This window comes from Arthrobacter sp. zg-Y179, assembly GCF_020907345.1.
Classification (GTDB): domain Bacteria; phylum Actinomycetota; class Actinomycetes; order Actinomycetales; family Micrococcaceae; genus Arthrobacter_B; species Arthrobacter_B jinronghuae.
Genome location: NZ_JAJJOB010000007.1, coordinates 43,347 through 62,500 on the forward strand (window position 1 = coordinate 43,347; position 19,154 = coordinate 62,500).

16 protein-coding genes and 2 tRNA genes are annotated in these 19,154 nt (G+C 65.1%); 11 read left to right on the top strand and 7 right to left on the bottom strand.

The window, feature by feature from the left end; translation table 11 throughout:
• Positions 1–22: 22 nt before the first annotated feature.
• Positions 23–496, top strand: a complete 474-nt coding sequence (locus tag LOC56_RS07385; RefSeq protein WP_229951649.1) for a DUF6993 domain-containing protein — start codon at positions 23–25, stop codon at positions 494–496.
• A 415-nt stretch (positions 497–911) separates the two neighbouring features.
• Positions 912–2,594, top strand: coding sequence for an energy-dependent translational throttle protein EttA (ettA, locus tag LOC56_RS07390; RefSeq protein WP_227921013.1), 1,683 nt, complete (start codon positions 912–914; stop codon positions 2,592–2,594).
• 84 nt (positions 2,595–2,678) lie between these two features.
• Here the strand turns inward: ettA and LOC56_RS07395 are convergent, their stop codons facing one another.
• Positions 2,679–3,563 (bottom strand): acyl-CoA thioesterase, encoded by an 885-nt coding sequence (locus LOC56_RS07395; protein WP_229951650.1) that lies wholly within the window; start codon positions 3,561–3,563, stop codon positions 2,679–2,681.
• A gap of 147 nt (positions 3,564–3,710) precedes the next feature.
• Here LOC56_RS07395 and LOC56_RS07400 point away from each other — a divergent pair, with 147 nt between their 5' ends.
• Complete coding sequence (locus LOC56_RS07400) at positions 3,711–4,184, top strand: acyl-CoA thioesterase (RefSeq protein WP_229951651.1); 474 nt, start codon at positions 3,711–3,713, stop codon at positions 4,182–4,184.
• Positions 4,185–4,847 carry a hypothetical protein gene (locus LOC56_RS07405; RefSeq protein WP_229951652.1) on the top strand — a complete coding sequence of 221 codons (663 nt, stop codon included), beginning with the start codon at positions 4,185–4,187 and terminating at the stop codon, positions 4,845–4,847.
• An 18-nt stretch (positions 4,848–4,865) separates the two neighbouring features.
• On the opposite strand, the gene LOC56_RS07410 is transcribed toward LOC56_RS07405, so the two are convergent.
• The 5 genes from LOC56_RS07410 to LOC56_RS07430 form a co-directional block, all read right to left on the bottom strand.
• Positions 4,866–5,351 (bottom strand): globin, encoded by a 486-nt coding sequence (locus LOC56_RS07410; protein WP_229951653.1) that lies wholly within the window; start codon positions 5,349–5,351, stop codon positions 4,866–4,868.
• The gene (locus tag LOC56_RS07415; protein WP_229951654.1) at positions 5,344–6,012 is read right to left on the bottom strand and encodes a mechanosensitive ion channel family protein; all 669 of its coding nucleotides are present in this window, start codon (positions 6,010–6,012) and stop codon (positions 5,344–5,346) included. The genes LOC56_RS07410 and LOC56_RS07415 overlap by 8 nt, the downstream gene beginning before the upstream one ends.
• A gap of 49 nt (positions 6,013–6,061) precedes the next feature.
• Positions 6,062–6,580 carry an OsmC family protein gene (locus tag LOC56_RS07420; RefSeq protein WP_229951655.1) on the bottom strand — a complete coding sequence of 173 codons (519 nt, stop codon included), beginning with the start codon at positions 6,578–6,580 and terminating at the stop codon, positions 6,062–6,064.
• A gap of 57 nt (positions 6,581–6,637) precedes the next feature.
• Complete coding sequence (gene pepN, locus LOC56_RS07425) at positions 6,638–9,190, bottom strand: aminopeptidase N (RefSeq protein WP_229951656.1); 2,553 nt, start codon at positions 9,188–9,190, stop codon at positions 6,638–6,640.
• 169 nt (positions 9,191–9,359) lie between these two features.
• Positions 9,360–12,623 carry a zinc-dependent metalloprotease family protein gene (locus LOC56_RS07430; protein WP_229951657.1) on the bottom strand — a complete coding sequence of 1,088 codons (3,264 nt, stop codon included), beginning with the start codon at positions 12,621–12,623 and terminating at the stop codon, positions 9,360–9,362.
• A 249-nt stretch (positions 12,624–12,872) separates the two neighbouring features.
• Between LOC56_RS07430 and LOC56_RS07435 the strand changes: the two genes are divergently transcribed.
• Both LOC56_RS07435 and LOC56_RS07440 read left to right on the top strand, forming a co-directional pair.
• Positions 12,873–13,343: a ribose-5-phosphate isomerase gene (locus LOC56_RS07435; RefSeq protein WP_227921043.1), complete on the top strand. Its 471-nt coding sequence runs from the start codon at positions 12,873–12,875 to the stop codon at positions 13,341–13,343.
• Entirely contained in the window at positions 13,343–14,257 is a 915-nt protein-coding gene (locus tag LOC56_RS07440) for an Fpg/Nei family DNA glycosylase (protein ID WP_229951658.1), read from the top strand. Before LOC56_RS07435 ends, LOC56_RS07440 begins: the two co-directional genes overlap by 1 nt.
• A 101-nt stretch (positions 14,258–14,358) precedes the next feature.
• On the opposite strand, the gene LOC56_RS07445 is transcribed toward LOC56_RS07440, so the two are convergent.
• Positions 14,359–14,432: transfer RNA gene (locus tag LOC56_RS07445), tRNA-Gly, on the bottom strand.
• 151 nt (positions 14,433–14,583) lie between these two features.
• Here LOC56_RS07445 and LOC56_RS07450 point away from each other — a divergent pair.
• The 5 genes from LOC56_RS07450 to clpX all read left to right on the top strand — a co-directional run bounded on the left by LOC56_RS07450 (position 14,584) and on the right by clpX (position 19,144).
• Positions 14,584–14,657, top strand: a tRNA-Pro gene (locus tag LOC56_RS07450).
• A 54-nt stretch (positions 14,658–14,711) separates the two neighbouring features.
• Complete coding sequence (gene tig / locus LOC56_RS07455; protein ID WP_229951659.1) at positions 14,712–16,061, top strand: trigger factor; 1,350 nt, start codon at positions 14,712–14,714, stop codon at positions 16,059–16,061.
• Between the two features lie 279 nt (positions 16,062–16,340).
• Positions 16,341–16,961 carry an ATP-dependent Clp protease proteolytic subunit gene (locus LOC56_RS07460; RefSeq protein WP_227922731.1) on the top strand — a complete coding sequence of 207 codons (621 nt, stop codon included), beginning with the start codon at positions 16,341–16,343 and terminating at the stop codon, positions 16,959–16,961.
• Between the two features lie 47 nt (positions 16,962–17,008).
• Positions 17,009–17,683, top strand: coding sequence for an ATP-dependent Clp protease proteolytic subunit (locus LOC56_RS07465; protein WP_227921049.1), 675 nt, complete (start codon positions 17,009–17,011; stop codon positions 17,681–17,683).
• Positions 17,684–17,851: 168 nt separating this feature from the next.
• Positions 17,852–19,144 carry an ATP-dependent Clp protease ATP-binding subunit ClpX gene (gene clpX, locus LOC56_RS07470; RefSeq protein WP_229951660.1) on the top strand — a complete coding sequence of 431 codons (1,293 nt, stop codon included), beginning with the start codon at positions 17,852–17,854 and terminating at the stop codon, positions 19,142–19,144.
• The last annotated feature ends 10 nt before the right edge of the window (positions 19,145–19,154 follow it).

Sequence of the window (19,154 nt, forward strand, 5' to 3'; positions counted from 1 at the left end):
TAATACGTGGCACAATCGCCGGATGAACCCCCGCCGCAGAGCCCGACAGACCCCTCCCGCCGCTGGACTGGCGGCCGGGTTCCTGGCGCTCGCGGTCGGGCTTTCCGGCTGCGGCTGGCAGGGGGAAAACACCGAGGAACCCCCGGCGGCGGGATCGGCAGCGCCTGGATCGGCAGCGCCTGGATCGGCACCGGCGGACACCCCCGCACCCCATGCTGCACTGACCGAAGCACTGGAATCCGAGTTGGGGAAGCTGGCTGATTCGGGTTCACTGCCGGACGGGGAAGCGGTGGCTGCGGCGTTTACCGCGGCCGGCTTTACGCCGGGAACGGTGGAAGTCTCGGCGGACACCACGCCCACCGGCCTGGAAGTTGACTCGATCCAGGCTGCAGCTGTGCAGGACGGGGAGTGCATTTTCGGTGAGGTCCGGGACGGCTCGGCCTACGTCACGGTGCTGCCGGTGTTGTCCGGCGGAGGATGCTTCGTCGGCAACTGACCGGGAACCGGCCCGAAGTGACCGGGACCTGAGCCGGAACCCGTCGGGGGAATTGTGCGGGAATCGACACCGGGACGAATGCAGGCGCCGGCACGAAGGCGGACCGGCAGAGCGCCTCGTCCGGGAAAATCCCTTCGGTTTGTCGCGGTCCCTGCGGTTTGTGACAGTTCCTGCGCCGCGCGGTGCAGGGATCCGGACATACTGCGGGGATCCGGACACCTTGCGGGGACAATCGGTGGGGATCCGGACACCTTGCGGGGACAATCGGTGGGGATCCGGACATACTGCTGGGGCAACCTGCAGGGATCCGGAAACCCAAGATCCGGCACCCCGGACCGCAGCGCAAGAGGTAAACCGCCCGCGCCGGAAAGCGGAAAATGGTGTATATCGGCACGGACACATTAGCCTTGTAGATATGGCGGAATTTATCTACACGATGACCAAGGCCCGCAAGGCCGTTGGCGACAAAGTTATCCTCGACGACGTAAGCATGTCCTTCTACCCCGGTGCCAAGATCGGCGTGGTGGGTCCCAACGGTGCGGGTAAGTCCACCATCCTCAAGATCATGGCTGGACTGGACACCCCCTCCAACGGTGAGGCCCGGCTCAGCGCCGGCTACACGGTGGGCATCCTGCTCCAGGAGCCGCCGCTGAATGAGGAAAAGACCGTACTCGGCAACGTCCAGGAGGGCGTCGGCGAGATTTACGGCAAGATCCAGCGGTTCAACGAAATTTCCGAAGAGATGTCGCAGCCCGACGCGGACTTCGACAGCCTGCTTGAGGAAATGGGCAAGCTGCAGGAAGCCATCGACGCCGCCGATGCCTGGGACATTGATTCCCAGCTCGAGCAGGCCATGGACGCCCTGCGCTGCCCGCCGCCCGAAGCGGACGTCACCCTCCTCTCCGGCGGTGAGCGCCGCCGCGTCGCGCTCTGCAAGCTGCTGCTGCAGAAGCCGGACCTGCTGCTCCTCGATGAGCCCACCAACCACCTGGACGCCGAGAGCGTGCTCTGGCTTGAGCAGCACCTCTCCGCCTACCACGGCGCCGTCCTGGCCGTGACCCACGACCGGTACTTCCTGGACCACGTGGCCCAGTGGATCGCCGAAGTGGACCGCGGACACCTCTACCCGTACGAGGGCAATTACTCCACGTACCTGGAAAAGAAGCGCGCACGCCTGGAAGTCCAGGGCAAAAAAGACCAGAAGCTGGCCAAGCGCCTCACCGATGAACTGGACTGGGTCCGGTCCAACGCGAAGGGCCGCCAGACAAAGTCCAAGGCCCGCCTGGCCCGCTACGAGGAAATGGCAGCCGAAGCGGACCGCACCCGCAAGCTGGACTTCGAAGAAATCCAGATCCCGCCGGGCCCGCGCCTGGGCTCCCTCGTGCTGGAAGCCAAGGGCCTGCAGAAGGGCTTCGGCGACCGGCAGCTGATCGACGGACTGTCCTTCTCCCTGCCGCGCAACGGTATCGTCGGCGTCATCGGCCCGAACGGCGTGGGTAAGTCCACCCTGTTCAAGACCATCGTCGGCCTGGAAGAGCTCGACGGCGGTGAGCTGAAGATCGGTGACTCCGTGAAGATTTCCTACGTGGACCAGTCCCGCGGCGGCATCGACCCGGAGAAGAGCCTGTGGGAGGTAGTTTCCGAGGGGCACGACTGGATCCAGGTGGGCCAGGTGGAAATGCCGTCCCGCGCCTATGTCTCCGCTTTCGGGTTCAAGGGTCCGGATCAGCAGAAGAAGGCCGGGGTGCTTTCCGGTGGTGAGCGCAACCGCCTGAACCTGGCCATGACCCTGAAGCAGGGCGGAAACCTGCTTCTGCTCGATGAGCCCACTAACGACCTGGACGTCGAAACCCTGTCCAGCCTCGAAAACGCGCTGCTGGAATTCCCCGGCTGCGCCGTGGTGGTCTCCCACGACCGGTGGTTCCTGGACCGCGTGGCCACCCACATCCTCGCCTTCGAAGGCACCGAGGAAAACCCGGCGAACTGGTACTGGTTCGAGGGCAACTTCGAGTCCTACGAGCAGAACAAGATCGAACGCCTCGGCCCGGATGCCGCCAAGCCGCACCGTGTGACGCACCGCCGCCTGACCCGCGACTAAGTCCGGCGCAGGCAGACAGAAAAGAGCTCCGCTTCCCTTCGGGGAAGCGGAGCTCTTTTCGTACAAGTTCAGAGTCAGCGGTGATTACTCCGGAACGCGGACCATGCCCTCCTGGGCAACGGTGGCCACCAGCTCCCCGCTTCGGTTGAAGATCCGTCCGGTCGACAGCCCGCGCGCGGCGGAGGCGCTGGGGGATTCCTGGACATAAAGCAGCCAGTCGTCCACCCGTACCGGCCGGTGCCACCACATGGCGTGGTCCAGGCTGGCGATGCTCATGCCCGGAGTGGTCCAGGCGAGCCCGTGTCCACGCAGGACCGGTTCCAGCAGGGTGTAGTCGCTGGCATAGGCGAGGGCCGCGCGGTGCAGGTTCTCGCCGTCGGGCATGGGCTTGAAGGTCTTCATCCAGACGGCGTTGTGCGGGGTCTTTTCCCGTCCGGCGCGGACATAGACCGGATCCATCACGTGGCGGATGTCCATGGGGCGCCGGTGGGACCAGGCCTCGGCCACCGGGTGGTCGAAGTCCTTCAGCAGCTCGGCCGTGGTCGGTAGGTCCTCCGGCTCGGGGATGCCGGCGGGCATCTCCTCCTGATGGTCCACTCCCGAATCGGGAACCTGGAAGGAAGCGATCATGGACAGGATCGGCTTGCCGTTCTGGTAGGCGTGGCTGCGCCGAGCGGAGAAGGAACGGCCGTCGCGCAGCCGTTCCACACCGAACGTAATGGGCACCTCGGTGTCACCGGGGCGGAGAAAGTACCCGTGCATGGAGTGCATGATCCGGTCTTCGGGAACGGTGCGGGCAGCAGCAACGAGGGACTGGCCCAGCACCTGTCCGCCGAACACCCGCTTGCGCGGCTCTGCCTGGGAACCCCCGACAAAAATGTCCTCGTCGGTCTTCGCGCCGTCGGCCCAGCTAAGGTTCAGGAGCTCGAGCAGGGACGCTGTCGGATCGAAGGATTCATCTATGGACATCAGGGACTATCTCCTAGCAGGAAAGGCGGTGCTGCCTCAGGCAGGAACCGTGGAACACTTCTAGCTTAAACGTACCGGCCAGTAACTAATGCCGCCGCCGGAGCCCTGCGTTTTAGGGCAAAGCTCACTCTCTGGGAAGATGGGGGCATGCATCGTTTCCCCGTCCAGCTTCGCTTCGGCGACCAGGATCCCAACGGCCACATCAACAACGTTAGGTTCGTCCAGTTCCTGGAGGAAGCGCGGGTCCAGCTGGGCCTGCTGCCGCTTCCGGACGGCGCGGGCGGACCGGGTAGTTTCCGGGACCTGGCCGGGGACCGGACGGCAACGTATGTGGCGCGGCAGGAAATCGAGTACCGGTCGCCGTTGCTTCACCGGAAGGAACCCGTCTGGGTGGACGTCTGGGTTACCCGGATCGGCTCCAGCAGCCTTGCCTACGGTTTCCGCGTGGCGGATGAAGATCCGGAGACGGTGTACGCCTACGCCGAGGCGGCCATGGTGCAGGTCGAGGCTGCCAGCGGCAGGCCCACACCGCTCACGGACGAGCAGCGGGAAGTGCTTCAGTCGTGGATGGGCGAGCCCGTGCCGTTCCGTGCGGCCGTCTCTGCCGGACAGGGCAACTAGATGGACAGCGAACTCCGGCTGGCCGATCCGCAGGTCACCGCCGACCTGCGTAACTTTGTCACCCGTGCCCGGACGGCCGACGACGGCGCGGTCCGCCTGCAGGCCGTGGGCAGTGTCCTGGCCGCCTATGTCTGTGTCCTGCGCCCCCGGATCCTCGGGGAAGACACACCGACCGTGCTGGGCCTGCGGACCATGCCGCTGGCGGTTCCGGCCGAGGTGGACGCCACGGTCCAACTGTCGGCTGTCGGAGACCGGCTCGCCCGGATGGGAACTGCGGACACTGTGCTTCCAGTGCCGCCAATGACTGTGCGTGAAACCTGGGCGGGCATCCTGGCACCGCGGTCGGGCTGGCAGCCGGCCGGCAGGGTTCCGGTACAGCTGCTCGAACAGACGGCACACCGGGGAATCCGGGAGGTTGCCGCGATGCTGCCCCAGAGCCCGGGAGCCGCCGTCGTGCACAGCGCCCGGACGCGGGTCTGGGCGCAGCCCATGGGCGGAACCGAGACCCCGGTGCCGGCCGGGGCTGCCTTTGCGGCGCTTTCCCTCGGGTTCCTGCCCACCGGCGGACCCGAGGCCGACGCCGCACTGTTCAGCAACGGCCGCTGGCTGCGGCTGAGCACTACGCTCGGGCATGTCCTGACCCGGTTGCCGGCGGTCCTGTAGGCCCTGCCGCGGCGCGGATCAGGCTGAGTTGACCATGGAGTGGGCGGCGCGCTCAAGGTAGTCCCAGAGGGTCCCCTCATGCAGGGGGGAGAGATCGAGGGAGTCGACGGCGGCACGCATGTGCCGCAGCCAGGCGTCGCGCGCGGCGGGAGTGACGATGAAGGGCATGTGCCGCATCCGCAGGCGGGGATGCCCGCGCTGCTCGCCGTAGGTCTTCGGGCCGCCCCAGTACTGCTCAAGGAACAGCAGCAGGCGTTCCTTCGCCGGCCCGAGGTCCTCTTCGGGGTACATCGGCCGCATCAGCGGATCGTCCGCCACACCTTCGTAGAACACGTCCACGAGCTTCACGAATGTGGGATGCCCGCCCACGGCGTCGTAGAAGTTGTCCGTGTACTGCGGCTGCTGGAAGGCCTGGGGCTGCTGCGTGGGCTGCTGCGCCGGGCGCAGCGGCAGGGACGCTGCGCTCGGCGGCGCCTCTGCCGGAACAGGTGTCGGTTCAGTCATTGGCGGCCAAGCCGTCTTTGAGCGCGCCGGCCTTCGCCGGTTCCGCCGGAGTTTCGCCCACGTAGGTGCCCTGGGAGCGGTTGCCGATCTTGGCGATCTCGCCGTTGCGGATGTACCAGATGACGCCGCGGTCATCGATGATCCGGGTGATCCGGATACCGACGGACTGCACCGTTCCGGCGGTGTCGCCGACTTCAATGACGTCGCCGATTCCGTACTGGTCCTCAATGGTGATGAAGAACCCGGCCAGGGCGTCGCGGATGAGTTCCCGTGCGCCGAAACCGAGGGCGATGCCGACAATGCCGACGCTGGCCAGCAGCGGGGCAATGTTGATGCCGACGGCGTCCAGCACCATGATGATCGCGACGGTCCAGATGGAAACGTTGACGGCGCTGCGCAGCAGGGCGCCGATGGTGTCCGCGCGCTGGGCACGGCGCTTCTTGTCCAGGTTGCGCATCACCGGCTGCGGCCACTTGATCTTGGAGGAGTGCAGCAGCGAATAGCCCTTCTGGGCGCGCGCCACCAGCCTGTTGATCAGGAAACGCGCGACAAACCAGACGCCGGTGGCGGCCAGGACGATAAGGGCAGCCTCAATCAGGCCGGAAAAGTCAAAATCATTGATGGTCACTGAAGAGAGGTCAATTTCGGAGGCGGGAAGCACGGGTAGCTGAACATCCTTGGTGTAGCCGGAAAGTGGTCTGCGGTTAAGGCTACCCGCGCGGGCCGTGCCCGGAGGGTATTCCGGTGTCGGTCAGCGTCTGGGGCCGGTGCTCCACCGGGAAATTGACGCTCCGCGCGATGAAGCAGAGCCGGTTCGCCTCGGCGTGCATCGGTCCGGCTGCCAGTTCGACGGCAGCAGGTCCCGCGCCGCCGTCGATGGTCACCTTGGGGCGCAGCACCGCGGAGGTGAACTCACCGCTGCCGTCCCGGTTAAGCCGCAGCAGCCCCTCGGGGGAGTCCTCGTAGGCGAGCACCCTGATGCCGTTTCGGACCGCCACGTGCAGGTAGGAAAGCATGTGGCACTGGGCCAGTGCTGCCAGCAGAAGCTGCTCGGGGTTCCAGCGGTCCCGGTCGCCGTGGAAGGTGGGATCCGCCGTTCCGGGCAGGTCCGGCAGCCCGGGGGCGCGGATGATGTGGTCGCGGCCGTAGCCGCGGTAGGAAGCGGTCCCGTCGCCGCGGTTTCCCGTCCATTCCAGGTCGAGCGTGTAACGGTGTTCGGAGAGATTCACGCTCTCCAAGCTACCGTCTGAACCCTCGGATGGAAGGGAAACCGCGGCGGCAAGGTGTTACCGGTCGGCTTCCTGCGCCTTCAGGGCGCGGACCACGCCGTCGCGGCTTTCCAGGATCAGCCGTCGCAGCGAGGGGGAGTCCCCGCCCAGTTCGGCGAGGAAGGCATCGGTGGTGTCCACCGTGTCCTGGCGCGTCAGCCGGGACGGGTAGAGGCCGACGGCGATCTGCTGACCGATCTCATGGGTCCGGCTGGCCCATACGTCGCGGATCGACGCAAAGTACTTCTGTGCGTACGGTTCCAGCAGGCCGGTGTCGTGGACCCGCATGAATCCGGCGATGGCAGAACGCTGCGCGGCATTGGGCATGTCGGAGCGCTCCACGATCGCTTCCCAGGCGGCTGCCTTGGCTTCGGCCGTGGGGATGGCCGCGCGGGCCATGGCAGCCGCAAGGGCACCCGTAGCCGTGGCATCGCGCTCGAGTTCGGCGTCGATGTCTGCTGCGCCCAGCCGGCCGCCGGCCACCAGGCCGGTGAGCAGCTCCCAGCGCAGGTCCGCGTCGACGGCCAGCCCTTCAAGGGACTGGTCGCCGGTGAACAGGCCTGCCAGCGCGTCCAGCTGCTCGTCGGATGAGGCGTGGGCGGCGAAGGCCTTGACGAACTGCAGCTGTGAATCCGAGCCCGGCTCCGCTGCCGAAGCCAGCTCCCAGAGACTCTCGGCGGCGGCAACGGTCATGGGTTCGCGGTCCTGGGGGTTGACGTAGAAGGCCAGGGTGGTGGCCAGCTGGCGCAGCAGCACCTGGACAACGGTCGAATCCGACTCGGACGCGATGTTCTGCAGGACCAGTTCCACATAGTTGCGGGCCGGGATCTCGGCGTCCCGTGCAGCGTCCCACGCGGATGCCCACACGAGCGTCCGGGGCAGGGAATCCGCAATGTTGCGCAGGCTTCGGGTGGCGGTGTGCTGCGAGGCGGCGTCCAGGCGGATCTTTGCGTAGGCAAGGTCGTCGTCGTTGAGCAGCAGCAGGGCCGGGCGCGGCTGGCCGGCGAGTTCGGGAACTTCGGTGCGTTCGCCGTCGACGTCGAGCTCCACGCGGTGCGTGCGCTGCAGCCTGCCGTCCTCGTCCGGGTTGTAGAAGCCAATCGCCAGGCGGTGCGGGCGAAGGGTGGGGTATTCCTCGATAGCGCTCTGCAGCACGGCGAAGGACGTGATGGTGCCGTCCTCATCGGTCTCGAACTCCGGGCGCAGGGTGTTGACGCCGGCGGTCTCGAGCCACTTGGCGGACCAGTCGGACAGATCCCGGCCGCTGGCCGTTTCCAGCTCGGACAGCAGATCCGACAGCTCCGTGTTCTGCCAGGCGTGCTTGCCGAAGTACTCGCGGACCCCGGCCATGAACTTATCCTGGCCGACCCAGGCCACCAGCTGCTTGAGCACCGAAGCGCCCTTGGCGTAGGTGATGCCGTCGAAGTTCACCTGGACGTCTTCCAGGTCCCGGATTTCGGCGACGATGGGGTGGGTGGTGGGCAGCTGGTCCTGGCGGTAGGCCCAGGCCTTTTCCAGCGAGGCGAAGGTGGTCCAGGCCTGCCGGAATTCGGTCGCCTCGGCGGCGGCGAGGGTGGACATGAACTCGGCGAAGGATTCGTTCAGCCACAGGTCGTTCCACCAGCGCATGGTGACCAGGTCGCCGAACCACATGTGCGCCAGTTCGTGCAGGATCGTCACGGCGCGGCGTTCCACGGTGGCTTCGGTGACCCGGGAACGGAAGACGTAGCTCTCCAGGAAGGTCACCGCACCGGCGTTTTCCATGGCCCCGGCGTTGAACTCGGGCACAAAGAGCTGGTCATACTTCTCGAACGGATACGGGGTGCCGAACTGCTCCTCGTAGAAGGCGAAGCCCTGGCGGGTGAGTTCGAAGATGTTCTCGGCGTCCATGAACTGCATCAGGGACCGGCGGGCAAAGACACCCAGGGGGATGGTGCGACCGTCGGAGCTGGTCAGTTCGCTGCGGACGGACTGGTACGGACCGGCGATCAGCGCGGTGATGTAGGAGGAGATTCGCGGCGTGGGGTCGAAAGACCAGGTGGAGCGCGGACTGGCGTCGGTCAGGTCGCCGGCGGCCAGGGGCTCCGGGGTGGGGGAGTTGGAAATGACATCCCAGTGCGACGGCGCGGTGACCGTGAAGCGGAACGTGGCCTTCAAGTCCGGCTGTTCGAAGACGGCGAACATACGGCGGGAGTCCGGAACCTCGAACTGGGAATAAAGGTAGACCTCGTTGTCCACGGGGTCCACGAAGCGGTGCAGGCCTTCGCCGGTGTTCATGTAGCGGGCATCCGCGTCCACCACGAGTTCATTGGACTCGGCGAGGTTCGGGAGCTGGATCCGCACGCCGTCGGACACCTCCGCCGGGTCCAGGGCCACGCCGTTCAGCGTGATCCGGTGAACCGTGTCGGTGACCGCGTCAATGAAGGTCGACGTTCCGGGGCGGGCGGAGAACCGGACGACGGTCGTGCTGCCGAACACCGTCTCTCCCCGGGTCAGGTCAAGGTTGACGTCATAGGACTCGACGTCAAGGAGTTCTGCACGTTCACGGGCTTCGGAGCGCGTGAGATTCATACCTGGCAAGGTAGGGCCTTTCTCAAGGACAAAGAGTGCGGCAGACTCGGGTCCGCCTCACATTAGTGATCTTTTGCAACAGTCTCTCATTGCTAAGCACCCTCCCAAAGCACTGGAGGGCGGATTGCCGAAGCAATCCGCCCTCCAGGTGGCGATTATCCGCGCCCGGCTACTTCCAGATGATTCTGGATCCGCCGCTTGCCGACCACTGGATACTGCCGTTCTGGAACTGCTGGACGCTCTGGTTCGTTCCGGTGGACCGTTCGCGTCCTATCGGGAAACCGAGCTGGCCGGCGGCTCCGCCGTTGCCCAGGTAGGTGGACTTCACGGCGCCGAATACCGGGTAGGCGCCCGTACGGGACGACCAGAGGACGGATCCGCCTTCGAAGTCCTGGATGACGCCTCCCGCGGTTGCCTTTTCATTCGTGGTGGGGAATCGAAGGAAACCTTTTTCGCCGTCATCTGCAAGGTAAGCAGTCTTCACCGCTCCGCCGACGAAACGCGCACCGGTGGAAGGTGACCAGTACATGGATCCGTATTGGAAGTTCTGCACCGATCCGGTTCCGTTCGCGGAAACTCCTTCATTTCCCGTCGGGAACCCAAGTGGTCCCGCGGGTCCGTTTGCCGCCTTATACGATGCATCCACTGCTCCGTAGAGGAGCGCTGCGCCCGTTGAAGGGGACCAGGCGATACGGCCGTATTGGAAGGACTGGATGGTGCCGCCCGCTACCGCAGTTTCCGGGGAGGTGGGATAGCCGAGGAAGCTCTTCTCGGCCCCTTCCTTTCGATAGGCATCCGCCGCGGGGCCTGTTTTCAGTCCGACGCTGCCGGTGGCCGGGGACCAGTACATGGTTCCGCGCTCGAACTGCTGGACAGCTCCGCCGCTTGTCGCCAGGCCCGTTTCGTCACCGGTCGGATACCCCAAGGAGCCCGACGGGCCGCCCAGACTGGCATACCCAACCTCCATGCCGGAGTAAACGGTGCGGATCCCGGCCGCCTTTGTCCAAGTAAGGCGTCCGTTTTCGAATACCTGGCTGGATCCCCCATTGGCGTCCGTCGTGGCACTGCGGGGGTAGCCTAGGAAACCCGCCTGGGCTCCCTTGGTCGTGTATGCCTCGCGGATGGGGCCGTCCTTGACCACCACGGCGCCGGTCTTGGGGGACCAGTAGAGGGCACCCTTCTGGAACGGCTGTACTGCACCGCCGCGGGTAGGCAGTCCGCTTTCAGCGCCGGTGGGGAATCCAAGCGGACCGGAGCCTCCGCCGGAGGCGGTATATGCCACGGCCATTCCCTTGTAGAGGTGCGTTGATCCGGTTGCGGGGGACCAGGCTATGGCACCGCCCTGGAAAGACTGCACGGCGCCGCCGCCAGCATGCACCTCCTCCGAAATGGGGTAACCGAGGAAGCCCGTTTCGGACTTCAGCCCGTTGTAATAGGACAGTACTGCTCCGCCGACGACGCGTGCGCCGGTGGCCGGGGACCAGTAAATGGATCCTCCATCGAAGGACTGGACAACGCCCCCGTTGCTAAGCAGACGCTCATTGCCCTTCGGGAAGCCCAGGGAGCCGGCAGGACCGCCTTTGTTGATATAGGTGCTTCCTACGGCGCCGAGTACATAGCTTGCACCGTTTTTTGGAGACCAGATGATCCGTCCTCCTTGGTAGGTCTGGACGGAGCCGCCGGCGGTCGCCACCTCATTGGACGTGGGGTAGCCCAGGAATCCGTTCTGGTAGCCCAGCGTGCCGTAGAAACTACGGACGGCTCCCATCGAAATAAACGCACCGCTCTCCGGAGACCAGAGTATGACGCCGTTCTTGAAGTTCTGGTGGGCACCGTTGTTGCGCAGCCCGCCGGTGACCTCGGAGGTGGCAGCGCCCAGTTCCGGATGCGCCGCCCGCATCTGCGCGATGGGGGCCAGTGCGCGTGCCGTTGCGCCTCCCACGATGGTGACGGAGGCCGAATCGGAGTTGATCGAGTTGATTTTCACGGTAGTGCCCGTGTGGGCAACGAACGTCTGACCGGCCTGCCAGGTGCTATTGGCGTTGGTGTAGCCCGCAAAGTCCCGGGTATTGGGCGCAATGATCAAGGAGTTGACCGCCCAGCTGTTGGCGAGGTCCGCCTTGACGATCTTCACGCCGCGGTTTCCTCCCACTGCCGTCCCGGCGTCGTAGCCCACCGGCTGCCGCAGTTCGAGGTAGTAGGTCTCCCCGGACGTGTCCCGGAACTTCACCGCGCGATTGGACGCCGAGCCTGCCCACGGCCGGAGCGTGTAGGTCTTGGCCTGCCCGGGGGTGCCGGCGTTGAGGATTTCGTCGCCGCGGCCGAAGGCGCCGGAGTCCCAGAAATAGGAACTGATCATGGGCATGTTGTACTGCGCATAACCCATCAGATCCGAGGTATCTCCATACTCCCGCGACGTGCACGCGCCGTCCGCCCAGTTGCCTGCGGAATTGATCCAGATGTCGGACCGGCCGTTGTTGCACTTGAGGCTGTTGGCATGCAGCAGGCCGAGCACGTGGCCGAGTTCATGGGTGACCACGTTGTTGGTAAAGCCCGAGGGTCTGGGCATCAGCACCGAGCCGCTGGTCGGCCCGGAGGTCCAGCCGCCGCCCAGGATGCCGCCGTAACCGCCGCTGCGCAGGTCTCCTGCCGGAACGAACACCACAAGGGCTTCGTTAGGGGTGTCGTACCACCGGAGGTCCTTCCTGATGGTGTTCATCATTGCACCGTAGTCCTGCCCGGAGTTTGCAGTGCTGTTCAGCGTCTTGGTCTCGGCAATCGACATACCCAGCCGCTGGTTGGACGCGGCCCGCCAGTAATTGTTGGCCGCAGTGATGGAGTTTTTTGCCGCCTGCTGGTCAACTCCGCCGCGGTTGTCCGTCAGTGTTGCGAAGACCAGGGTCACCTGAATGGTGCCGCTGCGCGCCGCGGCACCAGTGGTGGAAGCACCTCCGCTGCGGGTGCTAAACGATGCAGCTCCGTGGTCATGCATTGCCGAAATGTCGGTTTCGACTGCGGACCGTACGGTTCCATCGGGATCGGTTACCAGAGGTGTATTGGGGCCGGGAACCGGGAACCCGCCGCCGACAACGGGATCGTAACCATCTCCGTCCTGGGGCTGCTCCGCAGCGTCGGTGCTCGTTGTTGCGGAATCCGGCGCCGGGACGGCCGGCGCGGGATCCGTCGGTTCCGCCGGAGGCTCAGTTACGGCCGGTGCCGGCTGGTTCGGAGTCGAAACGGCCGGAGCGGGAGAAGCCGGAGCGGCTTCCGGGTCCTCAGCAGTCGCAGGGGACGGCACAGTCGAACGGGCACCCGGACCGGCTGCGTCGGTGACGGCGGGCTGCGGGAGTTCTTCGAACTCCTGGGCAGGAAGCCCCCCGGCCGTCAAAGAGGCAGCGATGAGGGCCAGAACGGCGAGTTTTACACTTTTCAATAGATATTCCTTGTAGGGCGGGCGAGACCTGGTGACTGCAAAGGTGGAGCAACCACAACGCCCGCGTCCGACATGGACAACCGAACCGAGCGTAGGCGAACTGAAAACTAGTCCTATCTGCCTTATCGGCAGGTCCGACGGCTATGTAAGCCACGCTCACCGGGGAATCCGCCTCATTTGGAAGCGCGGCTGCAGCGGAAGTTAGGCTGGACGTGCACTTTCCCTTCCCGAAGAAACGGACTTCCTCAAATGCGCGTCCACATTGCAACCGACCACGCAGGCATGGAACTAAGCTCCCACCTCATCGCCCATCTGACGGGCAAGGGGTACGACGTCGTCGACCACGGCCCCCGCGAATACGACGCCGAGGACGATTACCCCGCGTTCTGCATCGATGCTGCCGAGGCCGTTGTCCGGGATCAGGAAGCGGGCACGGACGCCCTCGGAATCGTGCTGGGCGGGTCAGGCAACGGCGAGCAGATTGCCGCCAACAAGGTTCGCGGAGTCCGGGCCGCACTGGCATGGAACCTGGAGACCGCAAAGCTCGCACGCCAGCACAATGACGCCAATATCGTTGCCGTGGGAGGCCGCCAGCACAGCGTCGAGGAGGCCACCGGCATCATCGAAGCCTTCCTCGCCGAGCCGTTCAGCGACGCCGAACGCCATGTCCGCCGGATCGGCCAGATTGCACGGTACGAAACCACCGGCTCAACGCTCTAATGCCCGAAGGGCATTCGATCCACCGCCTGGCCCGGCAGTTCTCCTCGGTGTTCGGCGGGGAACGGCTCACCGTAAGCAGCCCGCAGGGCCGGTTTGCCGCCGGTGCCGCACGGCTGGACGGGCATGTGCTCGAGGCGGCGGAAGCCCACGGCAAGCAGTTGTTCCTGCACTTTGACCACGATCTCTACCTGCGCATCCACCTTGGCCTCTACGGCGCATTCGACTTCGGCGGGGATGAGACGTTCATCGGATCCTCCAGCATCGGCGCGCCGCGGCGGCTGGGGGAGCAGGAGGTAGCCGGCGACGACGGCGCGGGCTATTCCGGGCCGCCCGAGCCCAAGGGGGCGGTGCGGGTCCGGTTGGTTTCCGAGCATGGGTGGGCGGACCTCCGGGGTCCCACTGCCTGTGAGGTGGTGACCGAGGCCGAGCGCCGAAAGGTGCTGGCCAGACTGGGACCGGACCCGCTGGCGGGCGGAGCTGACGGCGGCGGAGCTGACGGCGCCGCCGGGCGGGCAGCGGAATTCACGCGCCGGCTGCGCGGCAAGGGCTCGCCCGTCGGCCTGCTCCTGATGAACCAGGAAGTGCTGGCCGGGGTGGGCAACGTGTACCGCGCCGAAGTCCTGTTCCGCCGCAGGATTTCTCCCTGGCGGCTGGGCCGCAGCATCGGCGAGGCCGAGGCAGGGGAGCTGTGGGACGACGTCGTACGGCTGATGAACGACGGAGTGCGGCAGGGCAGGATCATCACCACGAAGCCCCAGGACCGGGAGGACACCGGCGAACCGGTCCCCGTGTCCGAGGCCCACTATGTCTATAAGCGGACCGGACTGCCGTGCCGGCGCTGCGGAACGCCGGTGGCGGGAACGGAGATGGGCGCCCGCAAGCTGTACTGGTGCCCGTCCTGCCAGGCCGACTGAGCAGCCGGCTGAGCACGGGCATAGACAGGGGCGCGGCCGCCCGGCCTGCACGGGACTTAAAGCAAGAAGGGCCTTCCGCGCGGCGGAAGGCCCTTCTATGGTGGAGGGGATGACGGGAATCGAACCCGCGTAATCAGTTTGGAAGACTGAGGCTCTACCATTGAGCTACATCCCCGGCGCCGTAAGGCAGGTTTTACCTTAGCACGCGATAACCGGCCGTGAGTAATCGGCCTGTATCCGGTTCCCGGCCGGGTACGGAATTGCTCCTGACACAGGGAAAATTCGTCATACCAGCTTCAAGGCAGGTAGGCTGTCAGGTGCACTGACGGGGTGTAGCTCAGCTTGGAAGAGCGCCTGCTTTGGGAGCAGGAAGTCGCAGGTTCAAATCCTGTCACCCCGACTCTGTATAACCATGGTGCAGACCAATCCCAGAACCCTCAGGAGAACTTACGCTGTGAAGAGCGCCGTAGAAAACCTCACACCCACGCGGGTAAAGCTCAACGTTGAAGTTCCGTTCGAGGAACTGAAGCCGAGCATCGAAGAGGCCTACAAGACCATCGCCACTCAGGTGCAGGTCCCGGGCTTCCGCAAGGGCAAGGTTCCCAACCGCCTCATCGATCAGCGCGTTGGCCGCGGCTACGTCCTCGAGACGGCGATCAACGACGGACTCAACGGCTTCTACGCCGAAGCCGTCCAGGAAACCGGAATCAGCCCCCTGAGCCGGCCCGAAGTTGAGATCACCGAAGTGCCGGACCCGACTTCAGACGAAGGCCAGCTGGTCTTCACCGTCGAGCTGGACATCCGCCCCGAAATCGAGCTGCCGGACTACGCCGGCCTCGAGGTCACCGTCGAGCCCGCCGAGGCTTCCGACGCCGACGTCGACAAGGCCCTGGACGAGCTGCGCAGCCGCTTCGGCACGCTGAAGTCCGTGGACCGTCCCGCCGCGGCCGATGACTTCCTGACCATGGACCTGGTCGCCAAGGTAGACGGTGAAGAGGTGGATTCCGCCGCTGACCTGTCCTACCAGGTAGGCGCCGGCACCATGCTCGAAGGCATGGACGAGGCCGTTACCGGTCTGAGCAGCGGCGAATCCGCTACCTTCAACACCAAGCTGGCCGGCGGTGAGCACGCCGGTTCCGACGCCGTGGTCACCGTGACCGTCAAGGCAGTCAAGGAGCGCGAGCTCCCCGAGGCCAACGACGACTTCGCCCAGCTGGCAAGCGAGTTCGACACCATCGCCGAGCTCCGCGAAGACCTCACCAAGCGTGCCGCCGAGTCCAAGCTGATGGAGCAGGGCGTCGAGGCCCGCGACAAGGTCCTGGAGAAGCTGCTCGCCCTCGTTGAGGTTCCGGTACCGGAATCCGTCATCGAAGAGCAGATCGAACAGCACTTCAACTCCGAGAGCGCCCAGACCTCCGGTCCGGACCACGACACCGAAGAGCACCGCGCCGAGGTTCGTTCCAACACCGAGCAGGCGTTCAAGAACGAGATCATCCTTGACGCCGTAGCCGAGAAGGAAGAAGTAGGGGTCAACCAGAACGAGCTGATCGACTACATCGTTTCCTCCGCCTCGCAGTACGGCATGGATCCGAACCAGTTCGCCCAGCTGATCGACCAGAGCGGCCAGGTTCCGATGATGGTCGGCGAAGTCCGCCGCCGCAAGGCACTGGCCAAGGTCCTCGAGCTGGCTAAGGTCACCGACACCACCGGTGCAGAGATCGACCTCACCGAATTCGTCCGGCCCGCCGGCGAAGAGGTCGAGGCAGCAGAAGCAGAAGAGCAGCAGAACGAAGACAAGGCCTAGCCTGTCCCGGTTTTCTAACCGTCCGTTGTGCCGTCGGTCCGAAAGGGCCGGCGGCACAGTGGTTTAAGCGTTCCTTTCGCGGGCCGGCCCGCGCCACAGACCGATGTGACGCGCATCGTGCGCCGTCAGCGAACAGTCGGCCAAACCGAAGCAGATCGCCGCTGCAACAGGCTAGTGTCCTAGAAGAGACAAACGGCAGGAGCCGCTGGCACGGCCAGCACCCGTTCCTGCCAGAGCGAGAGGTCACTCAGTATGGCAACTGCACCGAACACACCCACCATGGCTACGGTGGACCCGGCCGGCCGGGACGACTACATCTACAACCGCCTGCTCAAAGAGCGGATCATCTGGTTGGGCTCGGAAGTCCGGGACGAGAATGCCAACGCGATCTGCTCCCAGCTTCTGCTGCTTTCCGCGGAAGATCCTGAGAAGGACATCTACCTTTACATCAACTCTCCCGGCGGCTCCGTGACCGCAGGCATGGCGATCTACGACACCATGCAGTTCATCCCGAACGACGTCGTCACCGTCGCCACCGGCCTGGCCGCCTCCATGGGCCAGTTCCTGCTCTCCTCCGGCACGAAGGGCAAGCGCTACGCAACGCCGCACGCCCGCATCCTGATGCACCAGCCCTCCGGCGGAATCGGCGGCACGGCTTCGGATATCAAGATCCAGGCCGAGCTGATCCTGAACATGAAGCGTGTGATGGCTGAGCTGACCGCCGAGCAGACCGGCCAGACCGTCGAAACCATCCTCAAGGACAATGACCGCGACAAGTGGTTCACCGCGCAGGAAGCCCTGGAATACGGCTTCTTCGACAAGATCTCCGCGCACGCAGGCGGAGTGACCGGCGGCGGCGGAACCAACCAGGACCAGGCAGAGGGCAAGGACGAGGACTAGGGTCCCCGGCCAGCCACCCCTCCATTTGCAGACTTCAGGAGTAATTCATGAACCATAATTTCGGCACCGCCGGCTCCGCCGTAGCCCCGCAGATGCCCACCAGCCGCTACGTCCTGCCGCAGTTCGAAGAGCGCACGCCCTACGGGTTCAAGCGCCAGGATCCGTACACCAAGCTGTTCGAAGACCGCATCATCTTCCTGGGCGTCCAGGTTGACGACGCGTCCGCCGACGACGTCATGGCCCAGCTGCTGGTGCTTGAGTCCACGGATCCGGACCGCGACATCACCCTGTACATCAACTCCCCGGGCGGCTCGTTCACGGCCATGACGGCCATTTACGACACCATGCAGTACATCCGTCCGGAGATCCAGACGGTCTGCCTCGGTCAGGCTGCCAGCGCGGCCGCCGTGCTGCTGGCCGCCGGAACCCCGGGCAAGCGCCTGGCACTGCCGAACGCCCGCGTGCTCATCCACCAGCCGTCGCTGTCCGGCGGCCAGGGCGGCCAGGCCTCCGACCTGGAAATCCAGGCCGCCGAGGTCATGCGGATGCGTACCTGGCTGGAGGACACCCTGGCGCTGCACTCCAACCGCACCTCCGAGCAGGTCAACACGGACATCGAGCGCGACAAGATCCTGACCGCCGATTCGGCCCTGGAATACGGCCTGATCGACCAGGTCCTGGATTCCCGCAAGCTCAAGACGCCGGCCATCAACAAGATGTAACCTGCTTCGCCGAAATAATGGCATGTCCAGCCGGCCCGTGGCGCGTAATATCGCACCACGGGCCGTTTGGTTGCTGAATAGCTCCTCCAAGTGTCCTAGAGTGGATCATGGTTGGCTCAGCCCATGCTGCGGAACCGTTTTTGATGGACCATCTAAGGGGACTGAACTATGGCTCGCATTGGTGAGAGCACGGATCTGCTCAAGTGCTCTTTCTGCGGAAAGAGCCAGAAGCAGGTCCGCAAACTCATTGCCGGCCCCGGCGTGTACATCTGCGACGAGTGCATCGACCTCTGCAACGAGATCATTGAGGAAGAGCTTTCCGAGGTTGCAGATCTGGGTACCTTCGAGCTGCCCAAGCCGCGGGAGATCTTCGACTCGCTGCAGGAATACGTGATCGGCCAGGAACCCGCCAAGCGGTCGCTGGCCGTTGCCGTCTACAACCACTACAAGCGCATCCAGGCAGGCCACGCCCCGCGGGGCGCCGGCAACCTCGCCGATGCCGTAGCTGCCGACGACGTCGAAATCGGCAAGTCCAACATCCTCCTGATCGGTCCCACCGGCTGCGGCAAGACGTATCTGGCGCAGACCCTGGCCCGTCGGCTCAACGTCCCCTTTGCCGTCGCCGATGCCACCGCGCTCACCGAAGCCGGGTATGTCGGGGAAGACGTGGAAAACATCCTGCTCAAGCTCATCCAGGCCGCGGACTACGACGTCAAGAAGGCCGAGCAGGGCATCATCTACATCGACGAGATCGACAAGATTTCCCGCAAGAGCGAGAACCCGTCGATCACCCGGGACGTTTCCGGCGAAGGCGTGCAGCAGGCCCTGCTGAAGATCCTCGAAGGCACCGTTGCCTCCGTACCGCCGCAGGGCGGCCGCAAGCATCCGCACCAGGAATTCATCCAGATCGACACCACCAATGTCCTCTTCATCGTGGCCGGCGCCTTCGCCGGACTGGAGGAAATCATCGGTTCGCGGTCCGGCCGCAAGGGCATCGGATTCGGCGCGCCGCTGATCGAAACCACCAAGGGCACGGACTCGTACGCCGAGGTCATGCCCGAGGACCTGCTCAAATTCGGCCTGATCCCGGAGTTCATCGGCCGCCTGCCCGTGATCACCACGGTCTCCAACCTGGACCGCACGGCCCTGATCCGCATCCTGACCGAGCCGAAGAACGCCCTGGTCAAGCAGTACCAGAAGATGTTCCAGCTCGACGGCGTCGAACTCACCTTCGAGCAGGGCGCCCTGGACGCGATCGCGGACCAGGCGCTGGACCGCGGCACCGGAGCCCGCGGCCTGCGTGCCATCCTCGAAGAAGTGCTGCTGCCGGTCATGTTCGACCTGCCCAGCCAGGAGGATGTCGCCACCGTGGTCATTACCGCCGATACGGTGGAGAAGAAGGCCGAACCGACCCTCATCTCCCACGCCGTCGCCACCAAGCGCCGGAACAAATCCGCGTAGGACGGGGTTG